Annotated in this window: 19 protein-coding genes; 4 read left to right on the top strand and 15 right to left on the bottom strand. The window is 64.6% G+C overall.

Features of this window, described 5'->3' with window-relative positions:
• Positions 1-123 precede the first annotated feature (123 nt).
• Positions 124-960, top strand: coding sequence for a universal stress protein (locus AC0L3K_RS15950; protein WP_007594814.1), 837 nt, complete (start codon positions 124-126; stop codon positions 958-960).
• A 114-nt stretch (positions 961-1,074) separates the two neighbouring features.
• Here the strand turns inward: AC0L3K_RS15950 and AC0L3K_RS15955 are convergent, their stop codons facing one another.
• The 9 genes from AC0L3K_RS15955 to AC0L3K_RS15995 form a co-directional block, all read right to left on the bottom strand.
• A complete protein-coding gene (locus tag AC0L3K_RS15955; RefSeq protein ID WP_354127340.1) occupies positions 1,075-1,287 on the bottom strand; it encodes a hypothetical protein in 213 nt (70 codons plus the stop codon).
• Between the two features lie 229 nt (positions 1,288-1,516).
• The gene (gene rpe / locus AC0L3K_RS15960) at positions 1,517-2,254 is read right to left on the bottom strand and encodes a ribulose-phosphate 3-epimerase (RefSeq protein WP_473254348.1); all 738 of its coding nucleotides are present in this window, start codon (positions 2,252-2,254) and stop codon (positions 1,517-1,519) included.
• Complete coding sequence (gene cbbX / locus AC0L3K_RS15965) at positions 2,251-3,186, bottom strand: CbbX protein (protein ID WP_473366321.1); 936 nt, start codon at positions 3,184-3,186, stop codon at positions 2,251-2,253. The genes rpe and cbbX overlap by 4 nt, the downstream gene beginning before the upstream one ends.
• A gap of 98 nt (positions 3,187-3,284) precedes the next feature.
• Positions 3,285-3,692, bottom strand: a complete 408-nt coding sequence (locus AC0L3K_RS15970; RefSeq protein ID WP_354127342.1) for a ribulose bisphosphate carboxylase small subunit — start codon at positions 3,690-3,692, stop codon at positions 3,285-3,287.
• 11 nt (positions 3,693-3,703) lie between these two features.
• Complete coding sequence (locus AC0L3K_RS15975) at positions 3,704-5,164, bottom strand: form I ribulose bisphosphate carboxylase large subunit (RefSeq protein ID WP_007594836.1); 1,461 nt, start codon at positions 5,162-5,164, stop codon at positions 3,704-3,706.
• A 31-nt stretch (positions 5,165-5,195) separates the two neighbouring features.
• Entirely contained in the window at positions 5,196-6,281 is a 1,086-nt protein-coding gene (fba, locus tag AC0L3K_RS15980) for a class II fructose-bisphosphate aldolase (RefSeq protein ID WP_473366322.1), read from the bottom strand.
• A gap of 14 nt (positions 6,282-6,295) precedes the next feature.
• Positions 6,296-8,317, bottom strand: coding sequence for a transketolase (gene tkt / locus AC0L3K_RS15985; protein ID WP_473366323.1), 2,022 nt, complete (start codon positions 8,315-8,317; stop codon positions 6,296-6,298).
• Between the two features lie 16 nt (positions 8,318-8,333).
• Positions 8,334-9,209, bottom strand: a complete 876-nt coding sequence (locus tag AC0L3K_RS15990; RefSeq protein ID WP_354127344.1) for a phosphoribulokinase — start codon at positions 9,207-9,209, stop codon at positions 8,334-8,336.
• Between the two features lie 12 nt (positions 9,210-9,221).
• Entirely contained in the window at positions 9,222-10,259 is a 1,038-nt protein-coding gene (locus tag AC0L3K_RS15995) for a class 1 fructose-bisphosphatase (RefSeq protein ID WP_007594848.1), read from the bottom strand.
• Between the two features lie 121 nt (positions 10,260-10,380).
• Between AC0L3K_RS15995 and AC0L3K_RS16000 the strand changes: the two genes are divergently transcribed.
• Positions 10,381-11,346, top strand: a complete 966-nt coding sequence (locus AC0L3K_RS16000) for a LysR family transcriptional regulator (RefSeq protein WP_219678637.1) — start codon at positions 10,381-10,383, stop codon at positions 11,344-11,346.
• Between the two features lie 257 nt (positions 11,347-11,603).
• On the opposite strand, the gene AC0L3K_RS16005 is transcribed toward AC0L3K_RS16000, so the two are convergent.
• The 6 genes from AC0L3K_RS16005 to AC0L3K_RS16030 all read right to left on the bottom strand — a co-directional run bounded on the left by AC0L3K_RS16005 (position 11,604) and on the right by AC0L3K_RS16030 (position 16,317).
• On the bottom strand, positions 11,604-11,813 hold the full coding sequence (locus AC0L3K_RS16005) for a hypothetical protein (RefSeq protein WP_007594851.1): 210 nt from the start codon (positions 11,811-11,813) through the stop codon (positions 11,604-11,606).
• Positions 11,814-11,951: 138 nt separating this feature from the next.
• On the bottom strand, positions 11,952-12,371 hold the full coding sequence (locus AC0L3K_RS16010; RefSeq protein WP_007594853.1) for a hypothetical protein: 420 nt from the start codon (positions 12,369-12,371) through the stop codon (positions 11,952-11,954).
• Between the two features lie 139 nt (positions 12,372-12,510).
• Positions 12,511-13,704, bottom strand: a complete 1,194-nt coding sequence (locus tag AC0L3K_RS16015) for an MFS transporter (protein ID WP_473254351.1) — start codon at positions 13,702-13,704, stop codon at positions 12,511-12,513.
• Positions 13,705-13,757: 53 nt separating this feature from the next.
• Entirely contained in the window at positions 13,758-14,378 is a 621-nt protein-coding gene (locus tag AC0L3K_RS16020; RefSeq protein ID WP_035993264.1) for a TetR/AcrR family transcriptional regulator, read from the bottom strand.
• 411 nt (positions 14,379-14,789) lie between these two features.
• Positions 14,790-15,749, bottom strand: coding sequence for an N-carbamoyl-D-amino-acid hydrolase (locus AC0L3K_RS16025; RefSeq protein WP_473254352.1), 960 nt, complete (start codon positions 15,747-15,749; stop codon positions 14,790-14,792).
• A 154-nt stretch (positions 15,750-15,903) separates the two neighbouring features.
• Positions 15,904-16,317, bottom strand: a complete 414-nt coding sequence (locus AC0L3K_RS16030) for a hypothetical protein (RefSeq protein WP_473254353.1) — start codon at positions 16,315-16,317, stop codon at positions 15,904-15,906.
• 258 nt (positions 16,318-16,575) lie between these two features.
• On the opposite strand from AC0L3K_RS16030, the gene AC0L3K_RS16035 reads away from it, so the two are divergent.
• Positions 16,576-16,755: a hypothetical protein gene (locus AC0L3K_RS16035; protein WP_371261319.1), complete on the top strand. Its 180-nt coding sequence runs from the start codon at positions 16,576-16,578 to the stop codon at positions 16,753-16,755.
• Positions 16,756-16,911: 156 nt separating this feature from the next.
• Positions 16,912-17,136: a hypothetical protein gene (locus AC0L3K_RS16040; RefSeq protein ID WP_007594875.1), complete on the top strand. Its 225-nt coding sequence runs from the start codon at positions 16,912-16,914 to the stop codon at positions 17,134-17,136.
• Positions 17,137-17,309: the final 173 nt, after the last annotated feature.

Raw genomic sequence — 17,309 nt, forward strand, 5'->3', positions numbered from 1 at the left:
GGCAAAGTAGCCGGGGCCGGCGACACGGCCAAAAGTCGAGACTGCACGTTTGATGCAGCTCAACGCGGGCGCTGCGCACCGTGAAAGACTGCAGCTACCGGATGATGTCCATCGGAGGCGGTCATGTACAAAGACATTCTCGTCCACATCCCTACCGAGCGGCCGATGCGCCCGGTGATCGATGGCTCGATCTCACTCGCAGCGGGCCTCAACGCCCATCTCGACGCAGTCGCGGTTGGTTATGTGGCAACCAGTGCGGCCTACGTCATGGAGGGCGGCGCTGCGGTGGCGGCGGTGTTCGAGATGGAGCGCGAAAGCGCAGTGGAGCGGGCCGAGGCGGCGCTCGCGGTGTTCAAGAGCGAAGCGATGAACGCCGGCATTTCCTACACATGCCACCCACTCGGGGCGATGCCGGGGGATGCGGTCGGGTTGCTTGGCGAGATGGCGCGGCTGCACGATCTCAGCATCGTGCTCCAGCCGGATCCGGCGCAAGGCTCACTCGACAACGATGTGCCCCGCGAGATCCTGTTCCAGGCGGGCGGCCCGGTGCTTTTCCTGCCCTACACCTTCCATGGAGCGTTCAAGGCGAAACGGATCGGCATCTGTTGGGATGGCAGCCGCCTCGCCGCGCGCGCCATGCGCGACGCCGCACCATTCCTGGCTCGCGCCGAGGAGATCGTGATCATTGCGATCAACGAAACAGATATGGTTCCCGACGAAGTCTCGACGCGCAATCTGGCAAGGCATCTCGGCCGGCGCGGACTGTCGACCCGCACCGTCAACCTGTCGGCGGCGCGCTCCGACATTCAGCCGACCATGCTGTCGCTGGCAGCCGATGAGAACCTCGATCTTCTGGTCATGGGCGGCTACGGCCATTCGCGATTGCAGGAGCGGTTCCTCGGCGGCGTCACCCGCGCCATGCTGGAAGCCATGACGGTCCCGACGCTGATGTCGCATTAATCGAGGGACGACCAGGTCGGGCCGGTCACAAGCCCTGTCGTTCGAGCCGACAACCGCGTCCTTGAGCGGTGCCGGCGTCGGCAAGTTCGGGTCATATTCGAACAGGTTGGCCCGTCACGCCGCGGCGGGCCTCTCCCACGCCGAGGCCTCGACGCCGTCCTCGTCGTGTTGCGCATTGCACGCGTCGAAATGCGCCTTGAGTTCGACTTCGGCGAGATATTCGAAATGTTCGGCCTGACCGAGCAGTTCCCAGCTCTGGAGCGGCCGGTAGGCGGCCTGCTGACGACAGAGGGACGCTAGCGCGCGGTAGCGACGTACGTTGTCCATGAGACCCTCCCTCGCATTCATAGAGCTTATTGCCCTTATTTGCGTCAGGGCGATGGCGGTTGTGCAAAAGATTTGCTGCGCCCGCCGCGCGCTTGACCCGTTTGATTCTAGGCAAACGCGTGTTGGGCCGAAAGTTCCAATCAGCGCGGACTCAATATGTCTGGTGGAAAGTGGCAGGCCCTGGCACAGCCCATTCGGGTACCGGCTCGCTCCGCCTGTATCCGGTAGCCTACCGGATGAGCGCGGGCTCACCGGTCCGGATCGTCTGCGTCGAACTATGTTGCAGCTCCGGAACCCTGCCGGCTTCCGCAGCAGCGCGGATGGCGGCGATGTTGCCGGCATAGTCTGCGCTGCTCTTGCCGCGAAACACGGCGGAGCCCGCCACAAGCGTATCGGCACCCGCAGCGGCCACGGCCGCTGCATTGTCGCGCGTGATGCCGCCGTCAACCTCGAGCCGGATCGGCCGGTCGCCGATCATGCTTCGAATACGCCCGATCTTCTCGAGCTGGGACTCCAGGAAGGACTGGCCGCCAAAGCCCGGATTGACCGTCATCACCAGGACGAGATCGAGACGATCGAGCACATATTCGATCGCGCTTTCGGGAGTGGCGGGACACAGGCTGACACCGGCTTTCTTACCGAGCGCGCGGATGGCCTGGAGCGAGCGATCGAGATGCGGACCGGCTTCGGCATGCACCGTGATGACATCCGCGCCGGCCTTCGCGAACGCCTCGAGATAGGGATCGGCCGGCGCGATCATGAGATGCACGTCGAATATTTTCTTCGTCAGCGGCCGGATCGCCTTGATGACGTCCGCGCCATAACTGATGTTCGGAACGAAATGCCCATCCATGACGTCGCAATGAATCCAGTCGGCACCCGCAGCGTCGATCGCCGTGATCTCCTCGCCGAGGCGGGCGAAATCCGCAGCCAGGATCGACGGCGCGATGAGGATTTCTCTGGTCATGGCTTCGCACTCCCCTGCGCGTCCGCAACGCCGCTAAACACGCGGCTCGCCAGGACGTCCATGGGATCGATCGTTTCGAGGTCGGCGATCTCGAGCATGCGATCGAGATCGGATACCAGGCGATCGGCCTGCCGCAGGCGGATGCGGTCGACGGCATTGCGGATCGAGCGCGCATTGGAGAAGAACGGCTGGGTCCGGCGTAGCGCAATGTATTTCTCGAAAGCTTCGCGCGCCGCCGCCGACAGGCGATAACCCCGTTCCTTCAGCATCAATTCGGCAATGACCAGAAGCTCGGCTTCCGCATAGTCCGGAAAGTCGATGTGATGGGCGATGCGCGAGCGGAAGCCGGGATTGGAGGCGAAGAAGCTGGTCATTCGCTCGCCATAGCCGGCAAGGATCACGACGAGGTCCTCGCGCTGGTTCTCCATCACCTGGAGCAGAATCTCGATCGCCTCCTGGCCATAGTCGCGCTCGTTGTCGGGACGGTGCAGATAATAGGCTTCGTCGATGAACAGCACGCCGCCCATCGCCTTCTTCAGGATCTCCTTGGTCTTCGGCGCGGTGTGGCCGATATACTGGCCGACGAGATCGTCGCGCGTCACCGAGATCACCTGCCCGCGCCGCACGAAGCCGAGGCCGTGCAGGATCTTTGCCATGCGCAACGCGACGGTCGTCTTGCCGGTGCCGGGATTGCCGGTGAACGACATGTGCAGCGTCGGCGGCGACGAAGCCAGTCCCGCACGCTGCCGGATACGTTCGATCAGCAAGAGCGACGCGATCTGGCGCACGCGGTTCTTCACCGGCTTCAATCCGATCAGCTCCTGCTCGAGCTGCTGCAACGTGCCGGTGATTCCAGCCTCTTCGGCCTCCTTGCGGAGATCGAAACTGGTCTCGCCGGGCTCAGTGGTCATTGCGTGGGGAACATCCAGCATCGGCACCTCGAAGAAAAGGGCTTCGCCGCGGGGGAGCGGCGAAGCAGTGATCCGCCAAGGAAACGGAGCAGGGAGTGCTCCGCGCGGAGGAGAATGAGTTAGGTTGGCGCGTGCGCGGGCTGCCGACGCACGGTGGTGTAGCGGATCGCGCGTCCACCCACCTCCTGCCGCACCAGCTCGAACTCGGCCTCCTGCGGCGGGCGGTTGACGATGAAGGAGATCCGCACCGATTCCCAGCCATGGCTGGAGTCGAAGCCGCTGAGACGGATGTAGCGGTCGCCATACACTCTGCGGCATTCGGTGAGCTCCATCATCACGCCGGCGGCGTCCTGGAGATCGAACATCGGCAGGCCCCACATCTCCCAATAGGTATTGCGGGGATGCGGATCGTCGGTGAACTCGATGTTCACCGCCCAACCGTTGGTCAGGCAATACTGCACCTGCTTGGTGATCTGGTCGTCGGTCAGATCGGGCAGGAACGAGAAGCAGCCTTGGGTCAGCTTCATGTCAAATCTCCTCAAACGGTTTCGAGCGCGGTCGGCACGAAGTCCGGCGTGTCGGTGGATTCATAGTTGAAGGTCACGTCCTTCCAGACCTCGAGCGCAGCTTTCAGCGGCGTGCAGGTCTCGGCCGCCCTGGCCAGGATCTCCGGACCTTCGTGGACGTAGTCGCGCCCCTCGTTGCGGGCGAGGATCATCGCCTCCAGCGCCACGCGGTTGGCGATCGCGCCGGCCGCGATGCCCATGGGATGGCCGATGGTGCCGCCGCCGAACTGCAGCACGACGTCCTCGCCGAGCAGGTCGAGCAGCTGGTGCATCTGGCCGGCATGGATGCCGCCGGAGGCGACCGGCATCATCTTGTTCAGGCTCGCCCAGGACTGGTCGAAGAACAGGCCGTGTTCGAGTTTGGTCGGGTTGAAGTCCTCGCGGCAAACATCATAATAGCCGCGCGTGGTGTTCGGATCACCTTCGAGCTTGCCGACCACCGTGCCGGCATGGATGTGGTCGACGCCGGCAAGCCGCATCCACTTGGCGATGACACGGAACGACACGCCGTGGCTCTTCTGCCGCGTGTAGGTCGAGTGACCGGCGCGATGCAGATGCAGGATCATGTCGTTGCGACGCGCCCATTTCGCCATCGACTGGATCGCGGTGTAGCCGATCACGAGGTCGATCATGACGATGCACGACCCGAGCTCCTTCGCGAACTCGGCGCGCTCGTACATGTCCTCCATCGTTCCCGCGGTGATGTTCAGGTAGGTGCCCTTCGCCTCGCCGGAGGCCGCCTGCGCGCGGTTCACCGCCTCCATGCAATAGAGGAAGCGGTCGCGCCAGTGCATGAACGGCTGCGAGTTGATGTTCTCGTCATCCTTGGTGAAGTCGAGCCCGCCCTTCAGCGCCTCGTAGACCACGCGGCCGTAATTGCGGCCCGAAAGCCCGAGCTTGGGCTTGACGGTGGCGCCGAGCAGCGGCCTGCCGAACTTGTCGAGCCGCTCGCGCTCGACCACGATGCCGGTTGCCGGTCCCTGGAACGTCTTCACATAAGCGACGGGGAAGCGCATGTCTTCCAGACGCAGCGCTTTCAACGGCTTGAAGCCGAACACGTTGCCGATGATCGAGGCCGAGAGGTTGGCGATCGAGCCCGGCTCGAACAGGTCGAGGTCATAGGCGATGTAGGCGAAATACGAGCCCGGCGTGCCCGGCACCGGATCGACGCGATAGCATTTTGCGCGATACTTCTCCGCGGCGGTCAGGCGATCGGTCCACACCACCGTCCAGGTCGCCGTCGAGGATTCGCCGGCGACAGCGGCCGACGCCTCGATCGGATCGACGCCCTCTTGCGGCGTGACGCGGAACAGCGCGATGACATCGGTGTCCTTTGGCACATAGTCAGGCTCCCAATAGCCCATGCGCTTGTATTCCATCACGCCCGATCGATATCTTTCCTTGCCGCGGACGGTTCCTGCGTGTGCGTTCATGGCTCTCTCCTGCTCTTCTCTCTCTGAATGATTAGGCTGCGACAGGCTCGCGGGCGTCGACGCTCGGATCGAGTTCTCCGGCGCGGTAGCGCCGCGCCATCTCGCTCAAGGGAACGACCTTGATCCGGCTGGCGTGTCCTGCGGTCCCGAACTGCTCGAAGCGCTCGCGGCAGAGCTCGCGCATCGCATCCATCGCCGGCTTGAGGAATTTGCGTGGATCGAACTCCGAGCGCGTTTGCGCCGCAACTTTGCGGAACACCGCGGTCATCGCCAGTCGGCAGTCGGTATCGATATTGACCTTGCGCACGCCGCTCTTGATGCCGCGGACGATCTCCTCGACCGGCACGCCCCAGGTCTGCGGCATCTCGCCGCCGAACTGGTTGAACATGTCCTGGAGCGGCTGCGGCACCGAGGAAGAGCCGTGCATCACGAGATGCGTGTTCGGCAGCCGGCGATGAATCTCCTCGACCACCCGCATGGCCAGAATGTCGCCGTCCGGCTTGCGGCTGAACTTGTAGGCGCCGTGCGAGGTGCCCATCGCGATCGCGAGCGCATCGACCTTGGTGGCGCGGACGAAGTCGACCGCCTGGTCGGGATCCGTCAGCAACTGATCATGGCTGACCGTGCCTTCGACGCCGTGGCCATCCTCCTGCTCGCCGCCGCCATGCTCGAGCGAGCCGAGCACGCCGAGTTCGCCTTCAACGGAAGCGCCGACCCAATGCGCGAGATCGACGACGCGGCTGGTGATCGCAACATTGTAGGCGTAATCGGCCGCGGTCTTGGCGTCGGCCTTGAGCGAGCCGTCCATCATCACCGAGGTGAAGCCATGCGCGATGGCGGAGGCGCAGGTCGCCTCGTCATTACCGTGGTCCTGGTGCATGCAGAGCGGGATGTCCGGATAGGTCCGCTCCAGCGCGTCGATCATGTGCGAGAGCATGAGGTCGCCGGCATAGCTGCGCGCGCCGCGCGAAGCCTGGATGATGACGGGCGCATCGACCTCGGCCGCCGCCTGCATGATCGCGATACCCTGCTCCATGTTATTGATGTTGAACGCCGGCACCGCGTAACCGTGACTGGCGGCGTTGTCGAGCAGTTGGCGAAGGGTGATACGGGCCACGACAATTCCTCCTGTTATTGCTTGCCTGTGCGGGCCATCGCCCGCCGGGCGGCTTCCGCAACGCTTTGCGGCGTGATGCCGAATTCGCGGTAGAGCACGGGTGCAGGCGCCGAGGCACCGAAGCCGCGCATGCCGACGAATTCGCCATCAGTGCCGATCCAGCGATGCCAATCGCCGGCGACTGCCGCCTCGATGCCCACCCGGGGCACAGTGCCGAGCACGGCAGCGCGGTAGTCCTCCGGCTGCTCCTCGAACAACGCGAAGCAGGGTGCGGAGACCACGGCCGCGCGGATATGCTCGGTGGCAAGCAGGCGAGCCGCTTCCAGCGCAGTCGAGACTTCCGAACCTGTTGCAATGAGCGTCACGTCTCGGCCGCCGTCCGGCGAAACAATCAGATAGGCGCCGCGTGCGACGCGGTTTCTTCCACGGACATCGCTGCGGAAGGTCGGCAGGGCCTGACGGGACAGGCACAGCACGGAGGGACGATTTTCAGCTTGGAGCGCGCAGTCCCAGGCTTCCAGCGTCTCAACCGCGTCGGCCGGCCGGAACACAAGCAGGTTCGGAATGACGCGAAGCGCTGCGAGATGCTCGACTGGTTGATGCGTGGGGCCGTCCTCACCGAGACCAATGGAGTCATGGGTCATCACATGAATGACGCGGATCCGCATCAACGCCGCAAGGCGGATCGCCGGCCGGCTGTAATCAGAGAAGGCGAGGAAGGTGCCGCCATAGGGAATGAAGCCGCCGTGCAGCGCGAGGCCGTTCATCGCGGCCGCCATGCCGTGCTCGCGGATGCCATAATGGATGTAATCGCCGGCGAACGCGTCGCGCTTGACCGGGGTCTGCGCCTTGGCATGCGTCAGGTTCGAATGCGTGAGGTCCGCCGAGCCGCCGACAAATCCGGGAATCGTCCCTGCGATGCCGTCGAGCACCTGTTGCGACGCCTGCCGCGTCGCAAGCTTCGGACGCTCGGTGGCAAAGCGTTCGCGCAATTTCGCCGAGGCTTGGGCATAGGCGTTCGGCAGGGCAACCGTCTTGCCCTCGACAAACAGATCGCGCTGCTCGGGCGTCGCGCATTCATAGCGATCGAGCCAGGCGAGACGCGCGACCTGCCCGCGCTGCCCGATCATCCGCCATGCTTTCAGGATCGGGATTGGCACCACGAAGGGCTGATAGTCCCAGCCGAGCGCTCGCCGCGCCGCTGCCGCCTGCTCGGTGCCGAGCGGCGCGCCATGCGCCTTCTCGGTGCCCTGACGATCCGGCGCGCCATAGCCGATGATGGTGCGGCAGGCGATCAATGACGGTCTTGTGCTCTCACGCTCCTCGGCGATCGCCTGCGCAACTGCTTCGGGATCGTGCCCGTCGACACGGCGAACCGACCAGCCGGAGGCAGCGAAGCGCGCGAGCTGGTCGTCGGAGGTCGCGAGCGAGGTCGGGCCGTCGATCGAGATGCCATTGTCGTCGAACAGCACGATCAGGCGGCCCAGCCCGAGATGGCCAGCGAGCGAGATCGCTTCCTGGCTGATGCCTTCCATCAGGCAGCCGTCGCCGGCGATCACATACGTAAAGTGGTCGACGAGGCCATCGCCATGCCGCGCATTGGCCATGCGCTCGGCGAGGGCCATGCCCACCGCGGTCGCAATCCCCTGCCCCAGCGGACCGGTCGTCGTCTCGACGCCCGGCGTGTGGCCATATTCCGGATGCCCCGGCGTCTTCGAGCCCCATTGCCGAAAGGCCTTGATGTCATCGAGGTTGAGGTCGCCGCCGGTGAGATGGAGCAATGCATAGAGCAGCATCGAGCCATGGCCCGCCGACAGCACGAAGCGGTCGCGGTCCGGCCAATTGGGGTGAGCCGAGTCGAATTTCAGGAAGCGCGAGAACAGCACGGTCGCGACATCGGCCATGCCCATGGGCAGGCCGGGATGGCCGGACTGCGAGGTCTCGATGGCATCGACCGCGAGAAAGCGGACGGCATTGGCGAGATCGCTGTGCGCAACCGCCGTGAGGTCGGCGTCAGCGTGGACGGAGATGTTCATCGGATACTCTCCTTGTTCACTTCAGGTTTCGCTTGCGCTCGATCAGCTGCATGATCAGCGGCGTCAGGATGAGCTGCATGGCGAGATCGAGCTTCGCGCCGGGGCAGACGATCGAATTGGCGCGGGACATCCAGCTTTGCGGCAGCATCGAGAGCAGATAGGGGAAGTCGATGCCGCGCGGGTTCTTGAAGCGGATCACGACCATCGATTCGTCCGGCGTCGGGATCCAGCGCGCGATGAATGGATTGGAGGTGTCCACCGTGGGCACGCGCTGGAAGTTGATGTCGGTTTCGGAAAATTGCGGGCAGATGTAGTGGATGTAGTCGGGCATCCGCCGCAGAACGGTGTCGGTGACGGCCTCGGTCGAATAGCCTCGCGCACTGCGGTCGCGATGCAGCTTCTGGATCCATTCGAGATTGATGACGGGCACGACGCCGATCTTGAGGTCGGCATAGCGCGCGACGTTGACCTTGTCGGTGACGACCGCGCCGTGCAGGCCTTCGTAGAACAGCAGATCGGAGCTCTCCGGCAGTCGTTTCCATTCGGTGAAGGTGCCGGGTGCGGCACCATGCAGCGCGGATTCCTCGGCATCGTGGACGTAGTGCCGCGTCATCGCCGTGCCGGTCTCGCCATAGTCGCGGAACGCCCGCTCCAGCTCCTCGAACAGGTTGGTCTCGGGGCTGAAATGGCTGAAATGCCTGTTGCCGCGATCGGCCTCCTTCGCCATCTGCGTGCGCATTTCCGCGCGGTCATAGCGATGGAAAGCGTCGCCTTCGATGTAGGCGGCGTTGACCTTCTCGCGGAAGAAGATCTGCTCAAAGGTCTTCTTGACCGACGTGGTGCCGGCGCCGGAAGAGCCGGTGATGGAGATGATCGGATACTTCCTGGACATAGGATGCCTCGCTCACAGCCGGAAGAAGCCGCGCCGCGCGAACAGCGGTGCGGAGACGCTGGCGACCAGCAAGGGATCGCAATGCAGCTCCTCGACGCGCTGCACCTCGTTGCTCGAGCCCATGATCAGCGGCACGCGCTGGTGCAGGCTCTGCGCCGAGAGTTCGAGGATGCGCTCGCGCCCGGTCGAAGCCGAGCCGCCGGCCTGCTCGATGATGTAAGCCATCGGGTGCGCCTCGTAGACGAGGCGCAGGCGGCCGTCGCCATAACCGGGCCGTGCATCGGAGGGATAGAGGAACACGCCACCGCGGGTGAGGATGCGATAGGCCTCGGCAACCAGCGAGCCGACCCAGCGCATGTTGAAATTGTGATTGGCCTGCCCTTCCACACCGGCGAGGCATTCGTCGACGAAGGCGCGCACCGGCTGTTCCCAATGCCGGCGGTTCGAGGCGTTGATCGCGAACTCCTCGCAGGTCTCGGAGATCTGCACGGCGCTGCGGGCGAGACGGAAGCAACCGGACTTGCGGTCAAGCGTGAAGATGTCGACACCCTCGCCAAGCGTCAGCACCAGCGAGGTCTGCGGACCATAGGTGACGAACCCCGCCGCGAGCTGCGCCGAGCCGCGCTGATGGAAGGCGAGCGTGAGATCATCGGGCGCGGGCAGGATCGAGAAGATCGTGCCCACGGTCATGTTGATGTCGATGTTGGAGGAGCCGTCGAGCGGATCGATCGCGACGCAGATCTTCGCCGCGCGGTCGCCGATCTGCGGTTCGCGCATCTCCTCTGACGCCAGTGCCGCAATCGGCAACTTGCCGAGGCAGCGGCGCAGGATCGCGTCGGCCTGCACGTCGAGATCGCGCTGGACGTCACCGTCGCTATTACGGCCGGTGGTCAGGCCCGATGCGTCCGCAAGGTCTCCCGTCGCGATGAGATCGGCGATCTCGATCGCGGCTGCCGCGATGGCGTCGACCGCGGCCGCCACGGCCAGCGCATGCGGCGCCGTCTCGGAATACCGCTGAAGGTGGTCGTCCAGCCTGAGTTGCCCGGTCATCTGCGTCCATCCCCTTGCTGGTGCCGTATCCAGTTCCCTCCCCGCTGGAGGTCCGGTCCGGTCAGTGCCAACAACGATGAGATTGACAGGGGCGGCTTAATAAGGAAAATTTCTATTCATAATGAGTGCCAAAGAATTATCTTATAATGCCTCAGCACAGCTCCGGCATCTGACGATCCGGCAGCTTCGCTCGCTCGCGGCGCTCGCGGCCAAGGGCAGCGTCACGGCCGCATCGACCCAACTCGGCCTGACGCAGCCGGCCGTGACCCAGCAACTGCGCCAGCTTCAGGATCTCGCCGGACTGCCGCTGCTGCAGCGGACCGGCGACGGCATGCTGCTGACGGAGGCGGGCAAGGAGGTGCTTACCCTCGCCGAGCGGGTCGAAGCCGCAATCGCCGACTGCCAGGGCGCGCTCGACCTGCTTGCGGGGCGGACCGGCGGCACGGTGCATCTCGGCGCTGTCTCGACTGCAAAGTATTTCGTGCCGCACGCGATCGCGGCATTCTCGAAGCGGTATCCGAAGATCGAGCTCAAGCTCACGGTCGGCAATCGCGAGGAGATCCGCGAGGCCATGCACGGCTACGATCTCGATTTCGCGGTGATGGGTCGGCCACCGGCCGATGTCAGCGTCGACGTCCGTCAGCTCGGGCGCAATCCGCACATCATCGTCGCGCGCAAGGGGCACTGGCTGGAGAAGGATTCCGGCCTCAACCTCACCGACCTCGTGCACGAGACCTTTCTCACCCGCGAGCCCGGCTCGGGCACGCGGACACTGATGGAAGGCATGTTCCAGAGGTCGGATCTCGAGCCGATCATCGGCATGGAGATGAGCAGCAACGAGACCATCAAGCAGGCTGTCATCGCCGGGCTCGGCATCGCCTTCATCTCGGCCCACACCGTGGCGCACGAGCTCACCGAGGGCCGGCTGATCGTGCTCGACGTCGCGGGCCTGCCGATCGTGCGGCAATGGTACGTGATCCGCCGCAGCGACAAGGTGCTGTTGCCACCGGCGCAGGCGATGTTCGATTTCTTGGGATCGGAGGGGTCGAACTATCTTCCCGAATTGCCCGAACTCGGCGCGCGATAGCCCGTCGAATTTCAGCCCATCAGCTTCATCGCGACCGTGGCCGCGAGAATGACGATGATCTGGAGCAGGCGCTCGGTCGTGAAGATGCGGTTAAAGGTGGTCATCGCTTGCCCCGGCCGAATTGGGATGTCTCGGTCGGGACGTTGCTAGCACAGGCGGGCGTCGAGAGAACTCCGTAATCGCCCCGTGGTCTCCGTACGCGACCCGACGACCGGCCCCTCGGCGGGCCTGCCCAAGGCCGCGCCGATGGTTAACGATCAGGCCGCACGCGTCGCGGCGTAGTCCATCCGCGCGGCAAAATAGGCTTCCAACTCCAGCAGCGCCCGCGCTTCCCAATCCTTCGCCTGCTCGAGCAGCGACCAGCTCTGGCCCGGACGGAATGCAGCGGTCTGGCGATAGAGCGACGCGATACCGCGGTAGCGGCGCACGTTCTCCAAGATGGCGTGACCGGTGATTTGGCCGTTCATGTCCGAAAACTCCCTCGTCATTCCCGGGGGAGAAATTGCGGCCAAATCTTTTTCGAAAAGTTAGCGCCGCACAGCAAGCGTGCGAATGGTTTCCGGACTGTTGCCTGCGCGCAACGTGCGCGACCGCGCAAGGCCGATCTATTGCGAATTCGTTGCCGCGCTCTCGCTCCGCGGCTTCAACCCGCCGCGGCTGATGATCGCCATCGTCGCACGGCAGAGATCGGCAAGGCCGATCACCAGCACGGCGAGCAGACAGAACAGCTTGATGGAATCGGCATGCGCGCTGGTCAGCGAATTGAACTCGAAGAAGGGCGGCATGAACGCCCACCACACCAGCGGAATTGTAAGCACCGCGGCGAACGCCGCCGCCGGTGCGCCCGCGACAATGCCGAGCACGAACAGGCTGGGTAGGAACGCCGCGAAATAAAGTTTTGCGCCGAGCGCAACACAGACGCCCTGGAGCGCAGCCGACATCGCGACAACGACGAATCCAAGCAGAAACGCCTGCCACGACCATGGTCGTACCCGCGGTACGCCAACCAGCCCCGCACGCCTCATCAGCCTCCCCCTGCCGCCCGTTAACCAGGCTCGCTTGCGACCAAAGTACTACAGCGGCAGGGAAACTGCGAGGTGGAAATTGCCGGCCGGACGGCCTTGGTAAACGGGCCGAATCGCGCAATCTGGACCACCGCGGCCGCTACTCGGTGGCCGCATAGATCAGCCCTGCGACGGGCAACGCGAGGCCAATGGCCGATGCGTGCGTCCAGCCGCCTTGCGCAAACGCCCAGGCGCCGACCGCCGAGCCCGCCGCGCCCGCCGTGAAGAACGTCGCCATGTAGAGGCCGTTGAGGCGGCTGCGGTGCTCATGCCCCAGCGCGAAGATCGCGCGGAAGCCGAGCACGACGTTGCCCTGCACGCCGATGTCGATCGCGATCGCGGCCACGACCAGGCAGGCGAGGTTCAGCACCGATCCGGCCGCGCCGACATGCGTGATCAGGAAACCCACGGCCGCGAGCAGCAGCGCGACCAGTGTTGCCATGCGGCTGTGGCCGCGATCGGCAAGCCGCCCCGCGATCGGCGCCGCGAACACGCCGGCGACACCGGCGAGCGCGAACAGCGCGATGCCGCTCTGGGTGAAGCCGAACTCGCTCGCGAGCAGCAGCGGCGTCACGGTCCAGAACAGGCTGAAGGCGCCGAACAGGCTGGCCTGGTACAGCGCGCGGCGGCGCAGCAGCGGCGTGGTCCGCGCCAGATGCGGCATCGACAGCAGCAACTCGCCGTAATGCATCCGCGCGACCGGCTTACGCTTCGGCAGCGTCATCCAGAGCACGGCTGCGAGCACGATCATCAGCGCGGCCGAAGAGAAGAACACCGCGTGCCACGACAGCATCGCCGTGACGAAACTCGACACCGGCCGCGCCAGCATGATGCCGAGCATCAGGCCGGTCGAGACGTTGCCGACGACGCGGCCGCGAATGGCTGCCGGCGCCAGATGCGCCGCATAGGGAATGATGATCTGCACCGCGACCGAGCCGAGCCCGATGAACAGCGCGGCGATCAGGAAAGGCAGCGCGTGGGACGCGAACCCCGCGGCGAGCAGGGCTGCCGCGCCGAGCGTGATGACGGAGCAGATCAGGGTACGGTTCTCGACCAAGTCGCCGAGCGGCACGATGAAGAGAAGCCCCACGCCGTAGCCGATCTGCGTCATGGTGACGATCAGCCCCGCCGCTTCATGCGACAGGCCGAGCGCGGCGCTGATCGGGGCGATCAGCGGCTGGGCGTAATAGATGTTGGCGGCGACCATGCCACAGGCCGCGGCAAGCACGAAGGTCAGGAGCTGCGACACTGCATCCGGATCCGGCGCGGTCTCGATCGTGGCATTCATCGTCATTCACACAGTCTCCGAACTATAGGAAACGTTTGTTCCCTAATATGACAAAAAATTCAGGCGAGCAGCTTCATGGCGACAGCGACCAGACGCTTGCCGTCGAGCGAAAGGCGCGCCTTGCCGACGACGCGCAGGCCCTGCGTGATGCAGATCATCAGCCGCGCGGTGTCATCGGCGGCGACATGGCGGGGTATAGAGCCGTCGGCCTGCCCCTCGCGAATGAGGCCGGCGATGAAGCCTTCGTTGGTTTCCAGCCGCGCGCTGACGAGGGCGGCGACCACCGGATCGACCGCGGACAATTCGACGGCGCTGCCGACCACGAGGCAGCCGCGCCGCCCCTCGCTGCCTTGGGAATGCTCTACATACGACAGCAGCATGTTGCGCAGCCGCTCGCGGCCATTGGCGCCTTTCGCCGCCGCGCTACGCGTCTGCTCCTGGCGCAGAGCCACGTAGCGCTCGAAGGCGGCGAGAAACACCGCATGCTTGTCGCGAAATGCCTTGTAAACGCTGCCGGTCGCCAGCCGCATCGCCGTGGTGAGATCGCCGATCGAGGTGGCATGATAACCGCGCTCGGAAAACACGCGGACGGCCCTGTCGAGCGCGGTGTCCATGTCGAACTCCCGGGGACGACCGGGCGGACGGGCAATCGGCTGGGATTTGCGGGCGGTCTTTTGCATTGCGGGATAATAGGGAATGATTGTTTCCGAATAAAGACACTTGGTTGTGATGAGATCACGGATCAAACTGATGGCTCAGGCGTCGTCCTGGCGAAGGCCAAGACCCATTATCCAGGGAGGGGTTTGGCGGACATTCGTTCGGTGGGATTGATACCGCGTCAAATCGCTTGACCTCGCGGTATGGGTCCTGGCCTTCGCCAGGACGACATTTGAGATTGTTGCGCCTGACTGCCGCGACATGGCCAATTCCGAGCGAAGCACGGGATAGCATCGCCTCTAAGCGGCGGCGGACTGACAGGGGGCGACACAGGAAGTCCCGTAGCCCGGATGGAGCGCAAGCGTAATCCGGGAAGGTGCGAACGCCGCGCGAGCGGCCCCGGGTATCGCTACGCTCACCCGGGCTACAGGAGATCACCCCGTCGTTCGCACCGGCGTTCCATCCGCCATCATGGTCACGCCCTTCCGTTCGACGATCATCCCGTAGGCCTGCGGCTGACGGTGAACGTCGAAATTGAAGGTGGTGCGCTTGTAGGAGTTGCAGAGATCGAGATCGCAGCGGGCGAGCGCGATCTCGTCGCTCTTGGTCGTGCATCGCGCGATGATCTCGCCGGAGGGCGCGATGACGCAGCTTCCGCCGATGTGGTCGACGCCCTCCTCGACACCCGCTTTGGCGACGCCGACCACGAAGGTGCCGTTCTGGTAGGCGCCGGCCTGCATCACCAGATGATTGTGAAACAGCGAGAGATCGTCATGCTCGGGCGCGGGCGGATTGTGCACCGGCGTGTTGTAGCCGATCATCACCATCTCGACGCCCTGCAGGCCCATCACCCGATAGGTCTCGCTCCAGCGGCGGTCATTGCAGATCGCCATCCCCATCACGCCGCCAAAGGCCTCGGTCACGCCAAAACCATCGCCGGGCTCGAAATAGCGTTTTTCCAGATGCTGGAATTCGCGCCAGGGCTCGTGCTCGGCATGCCCGGGCAGATGAACCTTGCGATATCTCGCGACGATGGCGCCGCTCTTCTCGACCAGGATCGAGGTGTTGTAGCGCCTGACCATTCCGGCCTCGACCGTCAGCTCGGCATAGCCAAGGTAAAATCCGATGCCGATCTCGCGCGCGAGATCGAACAGGCCTCTCGTCTCCCGCCCCGGCATCTCCCGCTCGAAGAAGCTGTCGATCTCGGCCTGGTCCTCGAAATACCAGCGCGGAAAGAACGTGGTCAGAGCGAGCTCGGGATAGACGATCAGGTCGCAACCGTTTGCGTGCGCCTGGCGCATCAACGCCATCAGGCGCGCCACGACCGCGGTTCTGGTCTCGGTCCGCGCCACAGGGCCAAGCTGGCCGGCCGCAACAGTTACAAATCTCGCCACGAATCTTTCCCTCGTCCGCTTCCCTGGTCAGGTTGCGGCAGAGACTATCGCGCGATGCGTCGCGCGCACAGCCTCGCTGTCCGGCACGGTGCCCAACCGAGAGGCAGCCCGCCCGTCACGTGGGAAGCGCCGACGATGAATTGCAGAGCGCCACTCACCATTCTGCGGCAACGGGCTCGTTGAAGAACTGACCGCGCGCCGCCATGGGCGACGGCTGGCGGCGACGATGCCGCTCCGCGACGCGCTTGTTCGGAGAGGCCGCCTTGGCCTGCCTGGGCTCCGCGGCGGGCTGCGCCGCCATGGCAAATGCCTGGCGCGTACCGTCCGGCGCGACTGGCGCCGCCGCGTCTGACGTTGACGCCACAGTTTTGGTCAACGGAATCTGTCGCACGTTGGTGTCGAAGACGATCTTCTCCGGCCAGGTCTGTGCAGAATGAATTCGGGCGATCGAGAGGTCCGGTCCGGTTTCGGCGGCGGCGCTTACGGGGCCGGCGAGGTAGTAGTCAGCGAGGTACAGGAGGCCGAGCAGAGCGCCGCCGGTGAAGACGAAATAGCGGATGAGCGGCATGGGTCCCTCGATCGCCTCGTTGTCGAGGCCCCTGCAGCAACGGGAAAAAGTGGCAATCGTTCCGGTGCGCCGTCGAGCAATCGCGCGAGACGCTCAGCCGCCCACTGGCATTCCGCTTGCTGCACGGCAGTCAAATCCCTCAGACCCGCAGTGGGTCTGTCTCATCGTGAGGCGATCATGCACCCGACGTCCCGTTTCGAAGCGACCATGTCGACACAGCTCCACGCATTGATCTCCGACCTGCGCTGGCGCCTGCGAATGATCGACGCCGACATTCTGGAGGAAGAGCGGAAGGCTGGAATCTGCGATCCCCAGAACGTCGCCTACCCCATGCTCGCGCACAACCTGCGGGCTCGGCGCGAGAATATCCGGGTGAGCGTCGCCATTCTCGAAAGCCGGCTTGAAAAGCAATCGACCGAGTGGCCGCGCGCGGCCTGATGCGGCGACGGGCCGAGCTCCAGACGCACGCTAACACGAAGGAACTCCCGTTGCCGATCTGCAACGGTTCCCGTCCGTCTGAAGCCGGACAAAAGAAACTCCCATTGCGGCCACGAACCCCTCTCACAACGCCGTGAGACGAGCAGGGGAACGACGATGCGTGCGCAACGAGTCTGGGTGGTGAACGGGGCTGCCAGCGTCGAGCAGTTGCAGACCAGATTGGACGATCTGAACAAGCGGCTCGGTCAACTCGAGACCCAGCACCCCGAGAGCTGGAAAGTCGAAGAGCTCAGATCGAGCGCCCTCAGCCTGTCGCGCGAAATCGACGATATCCGCTGCGCCGAGGCGACGGCCGCACTGAGCGAGCTGCTGCGGAAATAGCCGCGGTTCGCGATTCGCCCGTCGCGCAAGGAACCAACGCCGCCTCCCCGCCATTGCCATGCCGAGCATGGAGCAAGATCATGACCAGGCACCTGACGCGGGCCGATCTCGTGCGCGGCGTGGCCGGCGCGGTATCCACGCTGGTCCTGTGCGCGACGATGGCCTTCACCATC

This window comes from Bradyrhizobium sp. MI1.10, from assembly GCF_055811035.1.